Origin of the sequence: Comamonas sp. w2-DMI (assembly GCF_040187735.1) — a bacterium.
Classification (GTDB): domain Bacteria; phylum Pseudomonadota; class Gammaproteobacteria; order Burkholderiales; family Burkholderiaceae_C; genus Comamonas; species Comamonas terrae.
In genome coordinates, this window is the sequence record NZ_JBANEL010000002.1 from 297,159 (window position 1) to 313,182 (window position 16,024).

14 protein-coding genes are annotated in these 16,024 nt (G+C 66.2%); 9 read left to right on the plus strand and 5 right to left on the minus strand.

Going from position 1 to position 16,024, the window contains the following annotated elements:
* Nucleotides 1-22: 22 nt before the first annotated feature.
* The 3 genes from V8Z74_RS04080 to gloA all read left to right on the plus strand — a co-directional run bounded on the left by V8Z74_RS04080 (nucleotide 23) and on the right by gloA (nucleotide 2,596).
* Entirely contained in the window at nucleotides 23-694 is a 672-nt protein-coding gene (locus V8Z74_RS04080) for an orotate phosphoribosyltransferase (RefSeq protein WP_349708105.1), read from the plus strand.
* The gene (locus V8Z74_RS04085; protein WP_349708106.1) at nucleotides 691-1,959 is read left to right on the plus strand and encodes a hydantoinase/carbamoylase family amidase; all 1,269 of its coding nucleotides are present in this window, start codon (nucleotides 691-693) and stop codon (nucleotides 1,957-1,959) included. Before V8Z74_RS04080 ends, V8Z74_RS04085 begins: the two co-directional genes overlap by 4 nt.
* Before the next feature lie 214 nt (nucleotides 1,960-2,173).
* Nucleotides 2,174-2,596: a lactoylglutathione lyase gene (gene gloA / locus V8Z74_RS04090; RefSeq protein WP_066478248.1), complete on the plus strand. Its 423-nt coding sequence runs from the start codon at nucleotides 2,174-2,176 to the stop codon at nucleotides 2,594-2,596.
* Between the two features lie 90 nt (nucleotides 2,597-2,686).
* On the opposite strand, the gene V8Z74_RS04095 is transcribed toward gloA, so the two are convergent.
* Nucleotides 2,687-3,211, minus strand: a complete 525-nt coding sequence (locus V8Z74_RS04095) for an OmpA family protein (protein ID WP_349708107.1) — start codon at nucleotides 3,209-3,211, stop codon at nucleotides 2,687-2,689.
* A gap of 314 nt (nucleotides 3,212-3,525) precedes the next feature.
* Here V8Z74_RS04095 and V8Z74_RS04100 point away from each other — a divergent pair, with 314 nt between their 5' ends.
* Together V8Z74_RS04100 and V8Z74_RS04105 are read left to right on the plus strand one after the other, a co-directional pair.
* Nucleotides 3,526-4,203, plus strand: coding sequence for a gamma-glutamylcyclotransferase (locus tag V8Z74_RS04100; protein ID WP_349708108.1), 678 nt, complete (start codon nucleotides 3,526-3,528; stop codon nucleotides 4,201-4,203).
* A gap of 214 nt (nucleotides 4,204-4,417) precedes the next feature.
* Nucleotides 4,418-5,050 carry a superoxide dismutase family protein gene (locus tag V8Z74_RS04105; protein ID WP_066478255.1) on the plus strand — a complete coding sequence of 211 codons (633 nt, stop codon included), beginning with the start codon at nucleotides 4,418-4,420 and terminating at the stop codon, nucleotides 5,048-5,050.
* A 46-nt stretch (nucleotides 5,051-5,096) separates the two neighbouring features.
* Here the strand turns inward: V8Z74_RS04105 and V8Z74_RS04110 are convergent, their stop codons facing one another.
* Nucleotides 5,097-5,705, minus strand: coding sequence for a nucleotidyltransferase family protein (locus V8Z74_RS04110; protein ID WP_349708109.1), 609 nt, complete (start codon nucleotides 5,703-5,705; stop codon nucleotides 5,097-5,099).
* A 56-nt stretch (nucleotides 5,706-5,761) separates the two neighbouring features.
* Here V8Z74_RS04110 and pdxH point away from each other — a divergent pair, with 56 nt between their 5' ends.
* Together pdxH and V8Z74_RS04120 are read left to right on the plus strand one after the other, a co-directional pair.
* Nucleotides 5,762-6,409, plus strand: a complete 648-nt coding sequence (gene pdxH, locus V8Z74_RS04115; protein WP_349708111.1) for a pyridoxamine 5'-phosphate oxidase — start codon at nucleotides 5,762-5,764, stop codon at nucleotides 6,407-6,409.
* A gap of 171 nt (nucleotides 6,410-6,580) precedes the next feature.
* Complete coding sequence (locus V8Z74_RS04120) at nucleotides 6,581-7,684, plus strand: tyrosine-type recombinase/integrase (protein ID WP_349708113.1); 1,104 nt, start codon at nucleotides 6,581-6,583, stop codon at nucleotides 7,682-7,684.
* 36 nt (nucleotides 7,685-7,720) lie between these two features.
* On the opposite strand, the gene V8Z74_RS04125 is transcribed toward V8Z74_RS04120, so the two are convergent.
* The 3 genes from V8Z74_RS04125 to msrA form a co-directional block, all read right to left on the minus strand.
* Nucleotides 7,721-9,919, minus strand: a complete 2,199-nt coding sequence (locus tag V8Z74_RS04125; protein ID WP_502879439.1) for a TonB-dependent receptor domain-containing protein — start codon at nucleotides 9,917-9,919, stop codon at nucleotides 7,721-7,723.
* A 246-nt stretch (nucleotides 9,920-10,165) separates the two neighbouring features.
* Nucleotides 10,166-10,603 (minus strand): hypothetical protein, encoded by a 438-nt coding sequence (locus V8Z74_RS04130; RefSeq protein ID WP_349708115.1) that lies wholly within the window; start codon nucleotides 10,601-10,603, stop codon nucleotides 10,166-10,168.
* A 183-nt stretch (nucleotides 10,604-10,786) separates the two neighbouring features.
* Entirely contained in the window at nucleotides 10,787-11,323 is a 537-nt protein-coding gene (msrA, locus tag V8Z74_RS04135; RefSeq protein WP_349708175.1) for a peptide-methionine (S)-S-oxide reductase MsrA, read from the minus strand.
* Between the two features lie 250 nt (nucleotides 11,324-11,573).
* Here msrA and V8Z74_RS04140 point away from each other — a divergent pair, with 250 nt between their 5' ends.
* Together V8Z74_RS04140 and V8Z74_RS04145 are read left to right on the plus strand one after the other, a co-directional pair.
* Nucleotides 11,574-12,836, plus strand: a complete 1,263-nt coding sequence (locus tag V8Z74_RS04140; protein WP_349708117.1) for an efflux RND transporter periplasmic adaptor subunit — start codon at nucleotides 11,574-11,576, stop codon at nucleotides 12,834-12,836.
* A gap of 2 nt (nucleotides 12,837-12,838) precedes the next feature.
* Nucleotides 12,839-16,006, plus strand: coding sequence for an efflux RND transporter permease subunit (locus tag V8Z74_RS04145; RefSeq protein WP_349708119.1), 3,168 nt, complete (start codon nucleotides 12,839-12,841; stop codon nucleotides 16,004-16,006).
* The last annotated feature ends 18 nt before the right edge of the window (nucleotides 16,007-16,024 follow it).

A 16,024-nucleotide genomic window follows, 5' to 3' on the forward strand; every position in this document is an offset into this window, starting at 1 on the left:
CCGTTTTGACACGGACATGCCCATGCTTCTTTCCGATTCCGACGCGCCGCGCGTAGCCCAGGCCCTGGTGGACCTTGGTGCCGTACGCATCGCCTCGCACCAACCGTTCATCTATACCTCGGGCTGGGCCAGCCCGGTTTACGTGGATGCGCAAGTCCTGATATCGGATGTTGCGCTGCGCCGCGAAATCATGGACATCGCGGCCCGCCTGGTGCGGCCGGTGATTGCCAATCGCGGCATCAATGCCATCGTAGGCACCGAAAGCTCGGGTATCGCATTTGCCGCATGGCTGGCCGAGCGGCTGGAGCTGCCCATGCTCTATCTGCGCAAACGCCCCGTCGGATGGGATATCACGGCCCAGCTCGAAGGCCGTCTGCCGGCCGATGCCAAAGTACTGCTGGTGGACGATGTGACGACCGATGGTCGTTCCAAGGCCGGTACCGTTGCCGCCCTGCGCCGGGCAGGCCCGGTGGTCGAAGATGTGCTGGTGCTGCTCGACTATGCCCTCTATGCCCCGCAGGCAGGCACAGAGGCAGGCCAGACCCTGTCCTTGCATGCCCTGGCCACATGGAACCACCTGCACGCCGCCCTGCTGGCCAGCGGGCAGCTCGGCGCAGAACAGAAGGCCACGCTCGCGGACTTCTCGGCGTCACCCGTGGCCTGGTCCATCCGCCATGGAGGTACCGGAGCATGATGGCCTGCAATACCTTGGTGGATATCTCTGCGCTGGCGCAGTCCCTGCTGGCCGAGGTCCACGAAGCGACCCGTGACGGCCTGGGCGTCACGCGTGAAAGCTATGGCGCAGGCGAGACTGCCGCGCTGCGCCTTCTGGAGGAGCGGGCCGAAGAACTGGGTCTGCGCCATGAATGGGATCGGGCCGGCAATCTGTGGCTGAGCCTGCCGGAGGAAACGCGGAATGCCCCTTTCCTGGTGATCGGTTCGCATGCGGATTCGGTTCCGCAAGGCGGCAACTTCGACGGACTGGCGGGCATTGTGGCCGGCATGCTGATGCTGCTTGCGCTGCGCGGCCGCCATGAAGATGCTCCGCCGCTGCGTGTGCTGGCCCTGCGCGGCGAGGAAAGCGCCTGGTACGGCAAGGCCTACCTCGGCTCGCTGTCCCTGCTGGGCAAACTTCCTCCCGCAACCCTGAAGCGGCCTCACCGCGATGGGGTCGGCCTGCTCAGCGAAGCCATGTCGCGCTGCGGCGCCGATATCGAGGCCATCCAACGGGCGCAGCCGCTGATCGATCTCACCGATATCGCGGCCTATCTGGAATTGCATATCGAGCAGGGCCCGATCATGGTCAATCGCGGCTGGCCCGTGGCACTGGTCACCGGAATTCGCGGCAATGTCCGCCACAACCTGATCCGCTGTATCGGCGAAACCGGGCACTCCGGCGCCGTGCCGCGCTGGCTGCGCAAGGACGCCCTGCTCGCGGTTGCCGAGCTGCTTTCGCGCATGGACGAACACTGGCGCGTGCTGCTGCAGATGGGCATGGACATGGTGATGACCACGGGCATCTGCTCGACCTCTGCGCAGTCACATGCTGTATCCGTCATTCCCGGGGAAGTGGCCTTCAGCTTCGAGGTGCGCAGCCAGGATACGCAGACACTGGAGAGGTTCTACACCCTCATGCGCGAAGAGTGCCAGGCCATAGAGCGTGCCCGTGGTGTGCGCTTTGAATTCGATGAGCGCCTGTTCACGGAGCCGGCCACCATGGATGCGGCCTGGCTGCGCCGCCTCGAGGCAGCTGCGCCGCCAGGGATGAAGCTGGAGCGCATGGCCAGCGGCGCTGGCCACGATGCGGCCGTGTTTGCCAATGCCGGCGTACCGTCGGCCATGGTATTCATCCGCAACGAAAACGGTTCGCACAACCCCCATGAAGCCATGGAGATGGAGGATTTCCTGCTGGGGGTTGAGCTGCTAACTCGCGCCGTGCTGTCCCCGCTCTCGCACTAACGCACGCTCTTGGAGGCAACTCCATGCAAAACACAATCCGTGCTCGCATGGAGCGCCCCATGCGTCGCGGTCCTGCCCGAGCCGATCGCAGCCAGGATCGAGAAGCCAGCCAAGACCAGTGGCTGCCTGGAGCGGCCGCAGTGCCTGTGGATGGGCATCCGGACGTGGTTCCCTTCCCGAGTACCGCTATCGGCACTTGCGGCACAATAAGTGCATGAGATTCCTTCACACGATGCTGCGCGTTGGCAACCTCCAGCGCTCTATTGACTTCTACACCAAGGTTCTGGGCATGCAGCTGCTGCGTACCTCCGAGAACCCCGAGTACAAATACTCCCTGGCGTTCCTGGGGTTCGATGGGGGCAATCCCGGCCAGGCCGAGATCGAGCTCACCTACAACTGGGGCACCGACAGCTACGAGCTTGGCACGGCCTACGGCCATATCGCGCTGGGTGTTCCCGACGCCTACGCGGCCTGCGAAAAAATCAAGGCAGCCGGCGGCAACGTGACCCGCGAGGCCGGTCCGGTCAAGGGCGGCTCCACGGTGATCGCCTTCGTGACGGATCCCGATGGCTACAAAATCGAGCTGATTCAGGAAAATTCGCGCAGCCATGGAAGCGATCCACTGCGCAATGCCTGAATAAGGCCTCAATGAAAACGCCCCGCTGCCAGTCGGCACCGGGGCGTTTTGCTTTTCCGGCCGGCCCTGCTCAGGGCCAGCCCCTGCGTTTCACTCGGCCAGAATCACTTCCACGCGGCGGGCCTCGGCATTGCTGCCGCTGGCTTGCGTCTGTTCGGGCTTGTTGAGCTCGATCCTGTCTTCGGCCACACCCAGCGCAATCAGGGCCGCCTGTACGGCCTGGGCGCGCTGCTTGGCCAGCTCGGCATTGGCTTCAGCGCTGCCGGTGGCATCGTGGTAGCCGGAGATCACGGCGCGCTTGCCTTCCTGCACGCCCTTGACCACATCGGCCAGCGCAGCATTTGCGCCTTCGGCCAATTCGGCCTTGCTGGAGGCGAAGTAGAACTTGACCACGCCGTTCTCGACCACCACGGTGGCCACGTCTTCCTCGACCACCACGGGTACGTTGGTGGCACTGCCGGCCGCTGCGTCGGCGGCTGCCTTGGGCGCATGCGGGATGCCGCGCTGGTAGACGACAACGCCCACCACGGTGGAAACGACCAGGGCGATCAGGGCAAACAGAAAGCCCAGGGCAAAACGTTGTTGGCTGTCGTCGTCGGAGCTATTGAAAGACATGGATGAAAAATCCTCCGTGGTTGTCGAAAGTGATGAAGCAGATGTCCTGCGGCAGCAACAGCAGGCGTCTCCCACGCCGGTCCGGCTGCAAAACAAGCGATTGTAGGGCCTGGGCCGTCCAAGGCGTGGAGCGGGGCGGGCCGCGAGGCCCGGGCCAGCCTGCGTATCGGGATGCAGATGTTGTTTTTTAGTGAACGGCCGCCCCGCCGTGTGCACCGGGAAGGTGAACGTGCGTTGAACAAGGCATATGCTTTGAACTGTCCTGTCCGCATGGCGGCTGATGCCGGGCCCGGGCAGTGCCTGATGGAGTTTCTATGTCTGCCCTGCCCTTGTCCTCTGCCGTTTATCGCGACGCCACACCCATGTTGCAGGAGGTGATGGCGCAATGGGGCGGGCAGGAGGACCTGTGGGTATTCGGCTACGCCTCCCTGATCTGGCGTCCCGATTTCGAATTCACGGAGCGGCGCCCGGCGCGCGTCTACGGCTGGCATCGGGCGCTCAAGATGTGGAGCACCATCAACCGCGGCACGCCGCAATGCCCGGGGCTGGTATTCGGCATTCTGTCGGGCGGCAGCTGCCAGGGCATGGTGTTCCGCATTCCGCGCGAGCAGGGCCCGTCCGTCATGCAGCAGCTGTGGCAGCGGGAAATGCCCAATGCGGTGTACGACCCGCGCTGGTTGCCCTGCCAGACGGCGCAGGGGCCCGTCAGGGCACTGGCCTTCACGCTGTCGCGCCAGAGCCCGCACCACACCGGCGAATTGGCGCCCGAAGAATACCGCCGCATCTTTGCCCAGGCGCGAGGCATCTACGGCACGACGCGGGACTATGCGCGCGCCACTTTCGAAGAGCTGATGCGCATGGGCATCAATGACCGTGCGCTGGAGCGCTTGCTGGGCTATGACGACCATTGCGGCACCATGGCGGCGGCCGCCGCCAATGCCCCGGCGATCGGTGTGCAGGCCGAAAGACCCCGGCCTCAGCGGCAGGCGTAGGATTTTTGCTACACAAATAATAGCTTTTAGCGCAATCTGCATTGGGCTTTTAAGGCTAAAAGACGCCAGAAACCTTATCTAACAAGCGCTGCCTGCTTGCATTTCCATAGCTGCAGGCCTTGGCACAAGATATTGCAAATCAATCGTGCAAGCCCGTTAAGCTTGGGATTCTTGATGGACGTGTAATACCAACCAGTTCATGAAAGGAACAAGCATGCGTTTGAACCCGTCGTTGACATCCTCCCGCGGCGCAAGCCCGCGCCCTCTTCTTGCCGGCCTGCTGCTGGGCTCCGTCCTGGCGCTTGCTGCCTGCTCGACCTCGGCCCCGAAACCGGCGGGCTCCGCCTCGGGCGACGGCATGGCGGCCGCGCCTGGTGCATCGGGCGGCAAGGGCGTGCAGGCGATTGCAAGGCTGGAGCCGACCAAGGGCAGTTCGGTCAACGGCGTGGTGCAGTTCTTCCCGCGCGGCGATGGCTCGGTCCAGGTCAAGGGCACGGTCCAGGGCCTGGCGCCCAACAGCGTGCATGGCTTCCATATCCATGAAAAAGGCGACTGCTCCAGCGGCGACGGCCTGAGCGCGGGCGGCCACTTCAATCCGGGCCAGCAGGCCCATGGCAAGTTCGATGGAGCCGTCCACCACGCGGGCGATCTGCCCAGCCTGACGGCCGACGCCCAGGGCACGGCCACGATCGACTTCACCAGCCGCAGCATTGCCCTGGACCGCGGCACCAGCGGCATTCTGGGCCGCGGCCTGATCGTACACAACGACCCCGACGACTACACCACCCAGCCCACGGGCAATTCCGGCGCGCGCGTGGCCTGCGCGGTGATCGAGCGCGGCGCCTGAGATCCGGCTCTTTCCCTGAGAAAGCGTGCTCCGGGGCACGCTTTTTTCATTCCCTCCCCGGTATCTGCTGCCGTGCCCAGAGAGCGCGCGCCTGTTCCATGGCTTCGACCGTGTCGACATCGAGCACGCAACCTTCGTCGAACGTCGGCAGCGCTGTGCACAAGCCGGCAGCCATGGCCTCGCGGACCACACTGGCGGCGCCCTGGTCGCCGGTCAGCCGCATCAGGGCGGGCCCGGCTGCGGCGGAAAAAGCAACCGGATGGCCTTTTCGGCCCTGGAACCGGGGCTGGATCACGGTGAGCGCCTCGGGATGCTGCGCCGAGGCCTCCACCAGCGCCTGGGCAACGATGCGCAGGGTGGCGGGCTGAACCAGAGGCAGATCGGCCGGAAGAATGAGCCAGCCCGCGGAGCCGGCCGTGGCCCGCACGGCCGCGGCAATGCTGTCGCCCATGCCGGGATGCGGCCCCCGCTCCAGATGCCAGGGCAAGCCGCTGGCCTGCACGCCGGCCAGTATGTTTTCAAGTACCGTGGGGCTGCCCGGGCCGCCCAGCGGGGCGTCGAGCTTGTGTGTGCTGCCGCCCGAGGCGCGAAAGCGCTCTCCCCTGCCGGCGGCGAGGATCAGGATGCAGGGTGGTGTGGGCAGGGATGAGGTCATGGCTTTCGGATTTGCATGCGGGCATCTGAAGCGGCAGGCACGGCACAATGCAGAACATGAGCAGCTTATCTTCTTCCATCGCCGATCTGCGCAAAAGCTACGAACGCGCCGAGCTCAGCGAATCCGCCTCCCATACCGATCCCCTGCAGCAATTCGACCAATGGCTGCAGGAAGCCCTGCGCGCCCAGGTGCCCGAACCCAATGCCATGACGGTGGCCACCGTGGGCGGCGACATGCGTCCCAGCACGCGCATCGTGCTGATCAAGGGCTATGACGAACGTGGCATCGTCTGGTACACGAACTACGACAGCCGCAAGGGTCGGGAACTGGCCGGCAATCCGTTTGCGGCCCTGCAGTTCCACTGGGTGGAACTGGAGCGCGTGGTGCGCATCGAAGGCCGCGTGGAGCAGGTCAGTGCCGAGGAAAGCGACGCCTACTACAACAGCCGCCCGCTCGATTCCCGCATAGGCGCCTGGGCCAGTCCCCAAAGCCAAGTGATCAGCAGCCGCAGCGTGCTGGTGACCAATGCCGCCAGGTACGGTGCGCAGTTCCTGCTGAATCCGCCCCGTCCTCCGCATTGGGGCGGTTTCCGCCTGGTGCCCGATCGCTGGGAATTTTGGCAAGGTCGCAAAAGCCGCTTGCACGACCGTCTCTGCTACCGTCTGGAAGATGGCGTCTGGCTGCGCGAGCGCCTGGCGCCCTGAATCGGGGCAAGAGAACAAAGGCCCTTGTGCAGGGCCTTTGTTCGAAGACACAGCTCTTCCATGGCACAGCTTGAAAGCGCCTCCTTACTGGAGACAGAAATGGCAGAAATTTCCCTTTTCGTGAGTGAAGATGTATTGCAATATTCATGTAAGTTACATTAAAATCCCTGTATGAACGATGCATCGATGTCCCAGGATAGTTCTGCCTCTTCAGCCCCTCTTCCGAACGGACTGGAGCTGTTTCAGGACTGGCTGGCCCATGAAGGCAGCAAAAGCTGGAATCCGCTGGACACCTCGCCGGATGGTAGCTACGAGCATGTCTGGATGGCCTGGCTGGGGCATCTGGCCGCCGCCCGCCATCCAGGCAAGCGCCAGAACATGGGCCCCACCCTCACCGCAAGGCCGAAAAATCCTCGTCCAACCGCTTCTTCCACAAGGAAAAGCAAGGCCTGGCATGAGGCAACGGCCGTCGATGTGCAGCGTTTTCTCCAGATGCGCGCTGGTCAACAGGCCCATCATCAGCCAGACAGGCAAATCAGCGACGTGACGCGCAGGCGCTATTGGCGCCTGCTGGAGCGCGTCTACGAACATGCGCTTGCGCATGGCTGGATCACGGCCAATCCGGCTTCCGGCCTGGAACCGGATGATCGCCCACCCGCCGAAGACGGCAAGGGGCATTGCCTGCCTCCCCTGCTCTGGCAAAGTCTGCCGCGCCACTTTCCTCCCGCCGATGGCTACCAGAATGCGCGCGACCGGGCCATTGTGCTGCTGCTGTATGAACTGGCGCTGGCGCCCGAGGAAGTGCGAGCGTTGCTGTGGCGCGACCTGCTCGATGCCGACCAGCAGCCCTGGTCTCCTGCATCGGGACGGGAACGGCCTGCGGCACTGCGCATAGACGGCGCCCGGGCCGCCCAGCAGCGCGTGCTGCCGCTGCCCGAAAACACTGCCGGCGCCCTGGCTGACTGGCGCCGCTTCAGCAGCGCCCAGCGCGGCCCGGGCGTCGTGGAAGCAGATGCACTGGTGTTCTATTCGCGCCGCGGCGGGCCTTTGTCGGTGCGCATGCTGTTCCATGTGGCTTCGCAGATCATCCAGCGCGCGCACCAGGCCCAGCCCGAGGAAGCCCAGAAGGCGCCGCTGCAGCGCGTAGGCCCGCAGGTACTGCGCAATACCGCCGTCGTGCAATGGCTGCGCGCCGGGCGCCCCGAGCTCGAAGTCATTGCACAGATCGGCGTGGAAAGCACACGGGCCCTGCGCCACCTGCAACACTATCTGTAGCATGCAAATCAACGCCCCAGCCCGGGGGCTCCGGCTTTAGAAGTCCACCTTCACACCGGCCGTCAGGTTGCGGCCCATCAGCGGCGCCTGCATCTTGATGAACGACGTGGCGGCGTAGGCCAGCCTGTTGGTCAGGTTCTGGCCCTTCACATAGACCTGCCAGGTATTGGCGCCGGACTTCCAGCGGTAGCTCGCGCCCAGGTTGAGCACGCCATAGGCAGGGGTTTCGCTCTCATAGGCAGCCGTGCGGTTCTGCCTGAGAACCTGCACCCACTCGGCCATGGTGTCCCAGCCCTGGATGCGGCCGTCCACCCGCAGGCCCCAGCGCTGGGCCGGAATGCGCGGCAGCGGCGAACCGTTGTCCAGCCGCGCACGCACGCCGTCCCCGAACACCGTCACGGCCCACTGGCTGGACAGGCGTTGGCGCAACTGGGCTTCCCAGCCCGTGAAGCGCGCATCGCCCTGGGTGTATTGCAGCAGCTGCAGGCCGTCGAGCTCATCCAGCGTGGTGCCGTAGATGTAATCCTTGATGCGGTAGTGGTAGGCACTGAGCTTCCAGGTCGTGTCGCCTGCGTTCTTGCCTACGCTCAGATCCAGCGCCTGGGAACGCTCGCGCTTGAGATCGGCATTGCCGCGCTCGTAGGTGGAGGTGGCCATGTGCAGGCCGTTGGCGAACAGTTCCTCGGCCGTGGGTATGCGGCTGCCGTTGGTATAGGACGCCGTGGCGCTGTAGCCGGGCATGAACTTCCACACCGTGCCCAGCGACAGGGACGTGGCCCGGTGGCTGCGCTTTTCGTCGCTGGCCTGGGCCTCGATGCTCTGGCGGTCATGGCGCAGCGCGGCCTGCAGGCTCCAGTCCTGCCAGCGGTATTCCTCCAGCAGGTACAGGCTGTCGCGGCGCGTGTCCGTAGGCTGGATATAGGCTTCCTCGCCCTGGGCGCTGAAGCGCCGCTGCATGGTCTGCAGACCCAGCGTGCCACGCCAGCCTGCAATGGGTTCGTGCTCCACTTCCATGCGCAGATCGTGCGCGCGGTTCTTGAAGCTGGTGGCCACCTGGCCATCCTCCACCTCGTCGTGGTGGTAGTCGGTGAAACCGCCGCGCAGGCGCACGGCCGCGATCCCTGCGGTGGGCTGGCGCCATTCGCCACGCAGATCCCAGCGTTCGCTGAGCAGCTTCACAACGGGCACGCCGCCGGCGTCGCCGCCCCCTGCAGCATGGTCGTGCCCGTCGCCACCGTCGTGGGCGCCGCAGTGCAGATGGTCGTCATGCGCATGGCATCCTTCAAAACTGTGGTTGTGGCCCGGCAGGCCATAGTTCGCCGCCTGGCGTGTGTAGGCCAGGCCCAGGTAGCCTTTATCCGTGACCCACGAAAGGCCCAGGCTGCCCGTATCGGTGCGGTTGAAGCTGCCGGCCACCTTGCCGCCCTGGCTCCAGCCACTGCCCACGCGGTAGTCGCCGGCGTTGCGTGCCACGCCTTCGGCATGCAGCACCAGGGTGCCGGCACCGCTTTTCGCAGGCGTGGCGCCGGTCAGCGAGAACGCGCCCGCCGCCTGGCCATCGGCCGTGCTGCCCTGCAGCTGGGCCGAGCCTTCGATGCCGTTGGCAGGCACGGCGGTGGGAATCTTGTTGTCCAGCACATTGACCACGCCGCCCATGGCCCCCGCGCTGTACAGCAGGGCCGAGGGGCCGCGCAACACTTCCATTTGTCGGGCCAGCATGGGCTCGCTGGTCACCGCGTGGTCGGGGCTGACGGTGGAGGCGTCCTGCAGGTCCGAGCCGTCGCTCAGGATGGACACGCGCGCGCCGTCCATGCCGCGGATGATGGGCCGGCTTGCGCCGGCGCCGAAATGGCTGGCATTGATGCCGGGCTCGGCCGCCAGCGTTTCGCCCAGCGTCGCGGCCTGGCGCTTGAGCAGCGCGTCGGCGTCGAGCACCTGCACCGGCGTGGCCATGTCCGATGCAGCCATGCCGGTGGCGGACACCGTGACCTCGCCCAGGGTGGTGCCATCGCCGGCGCCCGCCTGGGTCGCGGCTGGAGCGGCGGGGGCCTCAGCGGCGGACTGAGCCATGGCCGGCGAGGCGCAGATCAGCGCGCACAGGCCAAGGCCGGCCAGCACGACGGGGCGCAGCGCGGCCGGGGGCAGGTTGCGGGTATTGCGCTGCGCGGCAGCCTGCGCAGAGAAAGCCTCGCACGTGGAAGAGAAAACAGGAAAAAAGGGAACAGGTGACTGCATTGCAGACTCCACAAGGCACACGCCTTCCAATCGCGGCAATCCAGCGATCAGGCCTGTGCGGATATCAAGCTAAACCGGCTGCAGAGCCCGTAAAACAAGCGCAGCCAGCTACGAAATGTGAAGTTGCAAGAAAAGCGCGCCGGCCCTGTTGCCTGCGGAAAGCTCGGCATGGGCAGGGATGGCACGGCCATGTGCTGTCGGCAAGGACAGGCATGCAGCGTGCAACCGCTCTGGAGCGGCAGGCGGCTATATCTTGCGCAGGCGAAGGGCGGGAGGAGCGCGCGCGTCGAAGAACGCGGCAGGTAGATGGTCCGGCGCCGCCTGTGCATGCGGCAGCGGCAGCGCACCTTCGGGAGCGACAGGTTCGAAGCAGGCCACCGTCGGCGGGCCCGCATAGCTGTGGTTGAGCTGGTCCAGCAGCTGGCACTCTGCCGGGCCGTGGCCGCCGAACAGCGCATGGGCCCAGGAATGCGGTACACAGCCTGCGGCACCGGCATCCGCCGAAGCGGCCTTGCAGCCGTCCGCAGTCGCCAGGCCGGCGGTACCGGCCTGTACCGCATGCAGACCCGTGGCGTGCACCACGCGGTGCATCTGCCCCAGCAGCGGGCCAAGCACCAGGGCCAGCAGCAGCCACAGCATCAGCCCATAGCGGTCCAGTCGTGCGCGCCCTCCTCCAGCATGCACGCGCAATGCTCCAGGCGGCCGGTCAGCCGCCGCAGCGCGGGCTTGGGAAAAGAAAGGCGGTTTCAAGGGACGGGACTATGCAAAGCGCAGTTCCAAGCGGCGAAGCTGCGCTGGTAGGGACCCGTAGTGTAAGCCGATTGCCGACAGCTGCCGGTGCTCGATCCACCGCCAAAGCCCGCGGGCTCAGTCCTTTTGCCATTTGCCGAAGGCATGGCGGAATTTCTGCACCTTCGGGCCGACCACAAAGGCGCAGTAGCCCTGCTGCGGATGCTGGAGGAAATAGTCCTGGTGGTAGTCCTCGGCCGGCCAGTAGCTTTGCAGCGGCTGCACCTCGGTCACGATGGGCGCATCGTAGGCCTTGGCGGCCTGCAGCTCGGCAATCAGGCCGCGGGCAATCTCTGCCTGCCCGGGCGTGGTGGTGTAAATGCCGCTGCGGTATTGCGTGCCCACGTCGTTGCCCTGGCGGTTCAGGGTGGTCGGATCGTGCGTGCCGAAGAAGATCAGCAGCAGATCCCTGAGGCCGATCACGGCCGGATCGAACTGCACACGGATCACCTCGGCATGGCCGGTGGCGCCGGTGCACACGGCCTCGTAGCTCGGATGGTCCAGATGGCCGTTGGCATAGCCGCTTTCCACATCCGTCACGCCGCGCACGCGGTCGAACACGGCCTCGGTGCACCAGAAGCACCCTCCGCCCAGATAAATCGTTTCAATGGCCATCGTCATCCCCCACCCGGACACCTTTTCCGGGCATCCCGTGAGGTTAGCGCATCTGCAACGATCTGCCGGCCGCGCCGTGCAAAGGCCATGGCTTACGCCGCGATGCAGATTTGCCGCAGTCCGGGGCCGACCCGCGTGACCGCCGCAGCCGCCCCCGCTAGGATGGCGGGGTTTTGCCCGAAACAGGCTTTCCCGGGAAAGCCGGAACAAGACAGGCCTTCCCCATCCAGTCCTCAAGGAACCCCATTTCATGAAGCGCTACGGCCGCTGGCTCATCGGTTTGTTGACGGTTGCCCTGCTCGCGGCCCTCGGCATCCGCGTTGCCGGCAACTATCAGAAAAAGCAACGCGCGACGACCGAGGCCACGCAATCCCGGGAACTGCCCATCCATGTTTCCGGCCAGGAAGTGATCGCCGCCCAGCCGCGCGCCATGGCGCTGACCGTACCCGCCAGCGGCGTGGTCCAGGCCGTCCACTCCGCCGTGGTCAAGGCCTACGTGGCCGGAGAACTGCGCGGACTGACGGTGCGCGAGGGCGATGCCGTGAAGAAAGGCCAGCTGCTGGCCCGCGTCGACGCCACCGAAGTCGATGCCCGCTGGCGCCAGGCCCAGCAGCAGGCCGATGCGGCACGCGCGCAGCTGGCCATCGCCCAACGCCAGCATGACAACAACCAGGCCTTGGTGAAGAAGGGCTTCATCTCCGATACCGCACTGGCGACCTCGCGCGCCAACCTCGATGCCGCGCAGGCCAATCTGGCCGCGGCCCAGGCGGCGGCCGATGGCGCCCGCAAAAGCGTGCGCGATACGGCGATCACCAGCCCCATGAACGGCCAGGTCGCCCAGCGCTTTGTACAGACTGGCGAACGCGTGGGCGTGGAGGCGCGCATCGTGGAGATCGTGGACCCGCGCCAGCTGGAAATCGTGGTCCAGCTCGCGCCCGCCGATTCCGTGCAGGTCCGAGTGGGCCAGATGGCACAGCTGCAGGTGCCGGGCGCCGCGGCCGATCTGGCCCCGGTCCAGGCCAGGGTGGCGCGCATCAACCCCAGCGCCCAGGCTGGCTCGCGCACCGTGACCGCCTATCTGAGCGTATTGCCGCCCACCCCTGCCGAAGGCAGCAAAAACAGCAGCAGCCTACTCTTGGCAGATATGCGTCCCGGGCTTTTTCTGCAGGGGTTCATCGTAACCGGCCAGGCCGAGCAGCTGGCCCTGCCGCTGACCGCTGTGCGCACCGACAGGCCCCGGCCCTATGTGCAGGTGCTGCAGCGGGACCCGGCGGAAGGCAAACCTGGCAATGAACCGGGCAGCGCCGCGTTCCAGCGCGTGGCCCACCGCTTTGTGCAGCTGGGCCGGCAGACTTCGCTGGCCGGCACCACCTGGGTGCAGATCACCTCGGGCCTTGCAGCCGGCAGCCTGGTGCTGGGCGGCAGCGCAGGCGGCCTGCGGGAAGGCACGGCCGTGATCGTGGACGAGGCTGCAGCCCCGGCGCCTTCCGGCTCTTCCCCTGGGGGCCGCTGACCATGTGGTTCACGCGCATCAGCCTCAGGAACCCCGTGCTGGCCACCATGCTGATGCTGGCCTTCGTGGTGCTGGGCGTCTTTTCCTACCAGCGGCTCAAGGTCGACCAGTTTCCGAACATCGAGTTTCCCGTGGTCGTGGTCTCGGTGGCCTACCCCGGCGCTTCGCCCGAGATCGTCGAGAGCGAAGTCACCAAGAAGATCGAGGAGAGCGTGAACTCGATCGCCGGCATCAATGCGCTGACCTCGCGCAGCTACGAGGGCTCCAGCGTCGTCATCATCGAGTTCCAGCTGCAGGTGGACGGCCGCCGCGCCGCCGACGACGTGCGCGAAAAGGTCGCCGCCGTGCGCCCCAACCTGCGCGACGAGGTCAAAGAGCCGCGCGTGATGCGCTTCGACCCGGCCAGCACGGCCGTATGGTCGGTGGCGGTGCTGGCGGATGCGCAGCCCGGCCAGGCGTCTCTGGACCCTATCGGCCTGACGAGCTGGGCCGACCAGGTGCTCAAGAAGCGCCTGGAGAACGTGCGCGGCGTGGGCGCCGTCAATCTGGTGGGCGCCACGCGACGCGAGATCAACATCTACCTGCAGCCGCAGGCGCTGGAGGCCTATGCCATCACGCCCGAGCAGGTGGCCAATGCCATACGCGCCGAGAACCAGGAGCTGCCCATAGGCGCCATACGCTCCCTGGCCCAGGAGCGCGTGGTGCAGATCGATGCCCGCATCCAGAATCCCGAGGCCTTCGGCAGCATCATCGTGGCCCAACGCAACGGTGCCCCCGTGCGCGTGGGCCAGCTGGCGCGCGTGCAGGACAGCGCCCAGGAGCTGGAGTCGCTGGCCCTGTACAACGGCGAACGCACGCTGCTGCTGTCGGTGCAAAAGGCCCAGGACGAAAACACCATCGACGTGGTCGACGCGCTCAATACCGCCATCGCGGCCCTGGGGGCCGAGCTGCCGCCCGGCGTGCACCTGCAGGCCATTGCCGACAACTCGCGCTCCATCCGCGTGGGGGTGGAGAACGTGCGCCAGACCCTGATCGAAGGCGCCGTGCTGACCGTGCTCATCGTGTTCCTGTTCCTGAACTCCTGGCGCTCCACGGTGATCACGGGGCTGACGCTGCCCATTGCGCTGATCGGCACCTTCCTGTTCATGTACGTGTTCGGCTTTTCGATCAACATGGTGACGCTGATGGCGCTGTCACTGTGCGTGGGCCTGCTGATCGACGACGCCATCGTGGTGCGCGAGAACATCGTGCGCCATGTGCAGATGGGCAAGCCGCCCTACGCGGCCGCCATGGACGGCACGCAGGAGATCGGCCTGGCCGTTCTGGCCACCACGCTGTCCATCGTGGCCGTGTTCCTGCCCATAGGCTTCATGGGCGGCATCATCGGCAAGTTCTTCCACGAGTTCGGCATCACCATCGTGGCAGCGGTGCTCATTTCCATGTTCGTGAGCTTCACGCTGGACCCGATGCTGTCCAGCGTCTGGCATGACCCGGCCATCCATGCCCACGGCGAGCATGGCGACACCAGCCTCTACGGCCGCACGCTGGGCCGCCTCACGGCCTGGGTGGAGCGCAGCACGGACCGGCTCTCGGGGCTCTACCAGTCGCTGCTGCGGTGGTCGCTTGCGCACAGGCTGTCGACGCTGATCGCCGCGGTGCTGATCTTCATCACCAGCCTGGCCCTGGTGCCGCTGCTGGGCACGGAATTCGTGCCCAAGGCCGATTTTTCCGAGACCACGATCAGCTTCAACACGCCGGCCGGCACTTCCATCGAGGCCACCGAGGCCAAGGCTCGCCAGGCCAATGCCGTCATCCGCGCCCTGTCCGAGGTGCGCTACACGCTGACCACGATCAACACCGGCGCGGCCCAGGGCAAGAACTACGCCAGCATCTATGTGCGCCTGAACGACCGCAGCCAGCGCAGCCGCAATGTGGATGCGATCTCGGCCGAGCTGCGCGAGAAGCTGCGCGGCATCGCCGGCATCGAGGTCACGCATGTGGGCCTGCGCGAGCCCGTGGGCGGTCAGAAGCAGATCGAATTCTCGCTGCTGGGCCCGGACCTCGAGGAGCTGGGCCGCCTGAGCGCCGAAGTGCAGCGCCGCATACGCCCCATTGCCGGCCTGGTGGACCTGGACTCCAGCCTCAAGCCCGACAAGCCGCTGATCCAGATCGCGGTGCACCGGGATGCCGCAGCCGACCTGGGCCTGAGCGTGGGCAGCATGGGCAGCGCCTTGCGCACCTGGGTGGCCGGCCAGACCGTGGGCAACTGGCGCGCCAGCGACGACCAGACCTATGACGTGAACGTGCGCCTGGCCCCCGAGTCGCGCAGCACGCCGCAGGACCTGGAACGGCTGCCGTTCGCCCTGGCCGCAACGGATGGCGGCACGCGCATCGTGCGGCTCAACCAGGTGGCCAGCGTGGTGGAGGGCAGCGGGCCGACGCAGATCAACCGCCGCGACCTCAACCGCGAAGTCGCGCTCAATGCCAATGTCTACATGCGCTCGGCCGGCGAGGTCACGGCCGACATCCGCCAGGCGCTGGCCGACCTGCCGCTGCCGCCCGGCTACCGCTACCAGTTCAGCGGCGCGGCCAAGAACATGGCCGAATCCTTCGGCTATGCGGTCTCGGCCCTGGCGCTGGCCGTCATCTTCATCTACATGATTCTGGCCAGCCAGTTCAAGAGCTTTCTGCAGCCGCTGGCCCTCATGACCTCGCTGCCGCTGACGCTGATCGGCGTGGTGCTGGCCCTGCTGATGTTCGGCTCGGCCCTGTCCATGTTCTCCATCATCGGCGTGGTCATGCTCATGGGCCTGGTGACCAAGAATGCCATCTTGCTGGTGGACTTCGCGATCCGCGCGCGCGAGCCCCACGCCGATCCCGCCACGGGCGCCATCGTCCCGGGCCTGCCGCGCGCCGAAGCCTTGCTTCTGGCGGCCCGCGTGCGCCTGCGCCCGATCCTGATGACCACGCTGGCCATGATCTTCGGCATGGTGCCGCTGGCCTTTGCCGTGACCGAAGGTTCGGAGCAGCGCGCCCCCATGGGCCAGGCCGTGATCGGCGGCGTGATCACCTCCTCGCTGCTGACGCTGGTGGTCGTGCCGGTGGTCTATTGCTACCTGGACGACCTGGCGGCCTGGTGCAGGCGGCGCCTGTACGCCGACAAGAAATAGCCCAGGCCCTGTCATTCC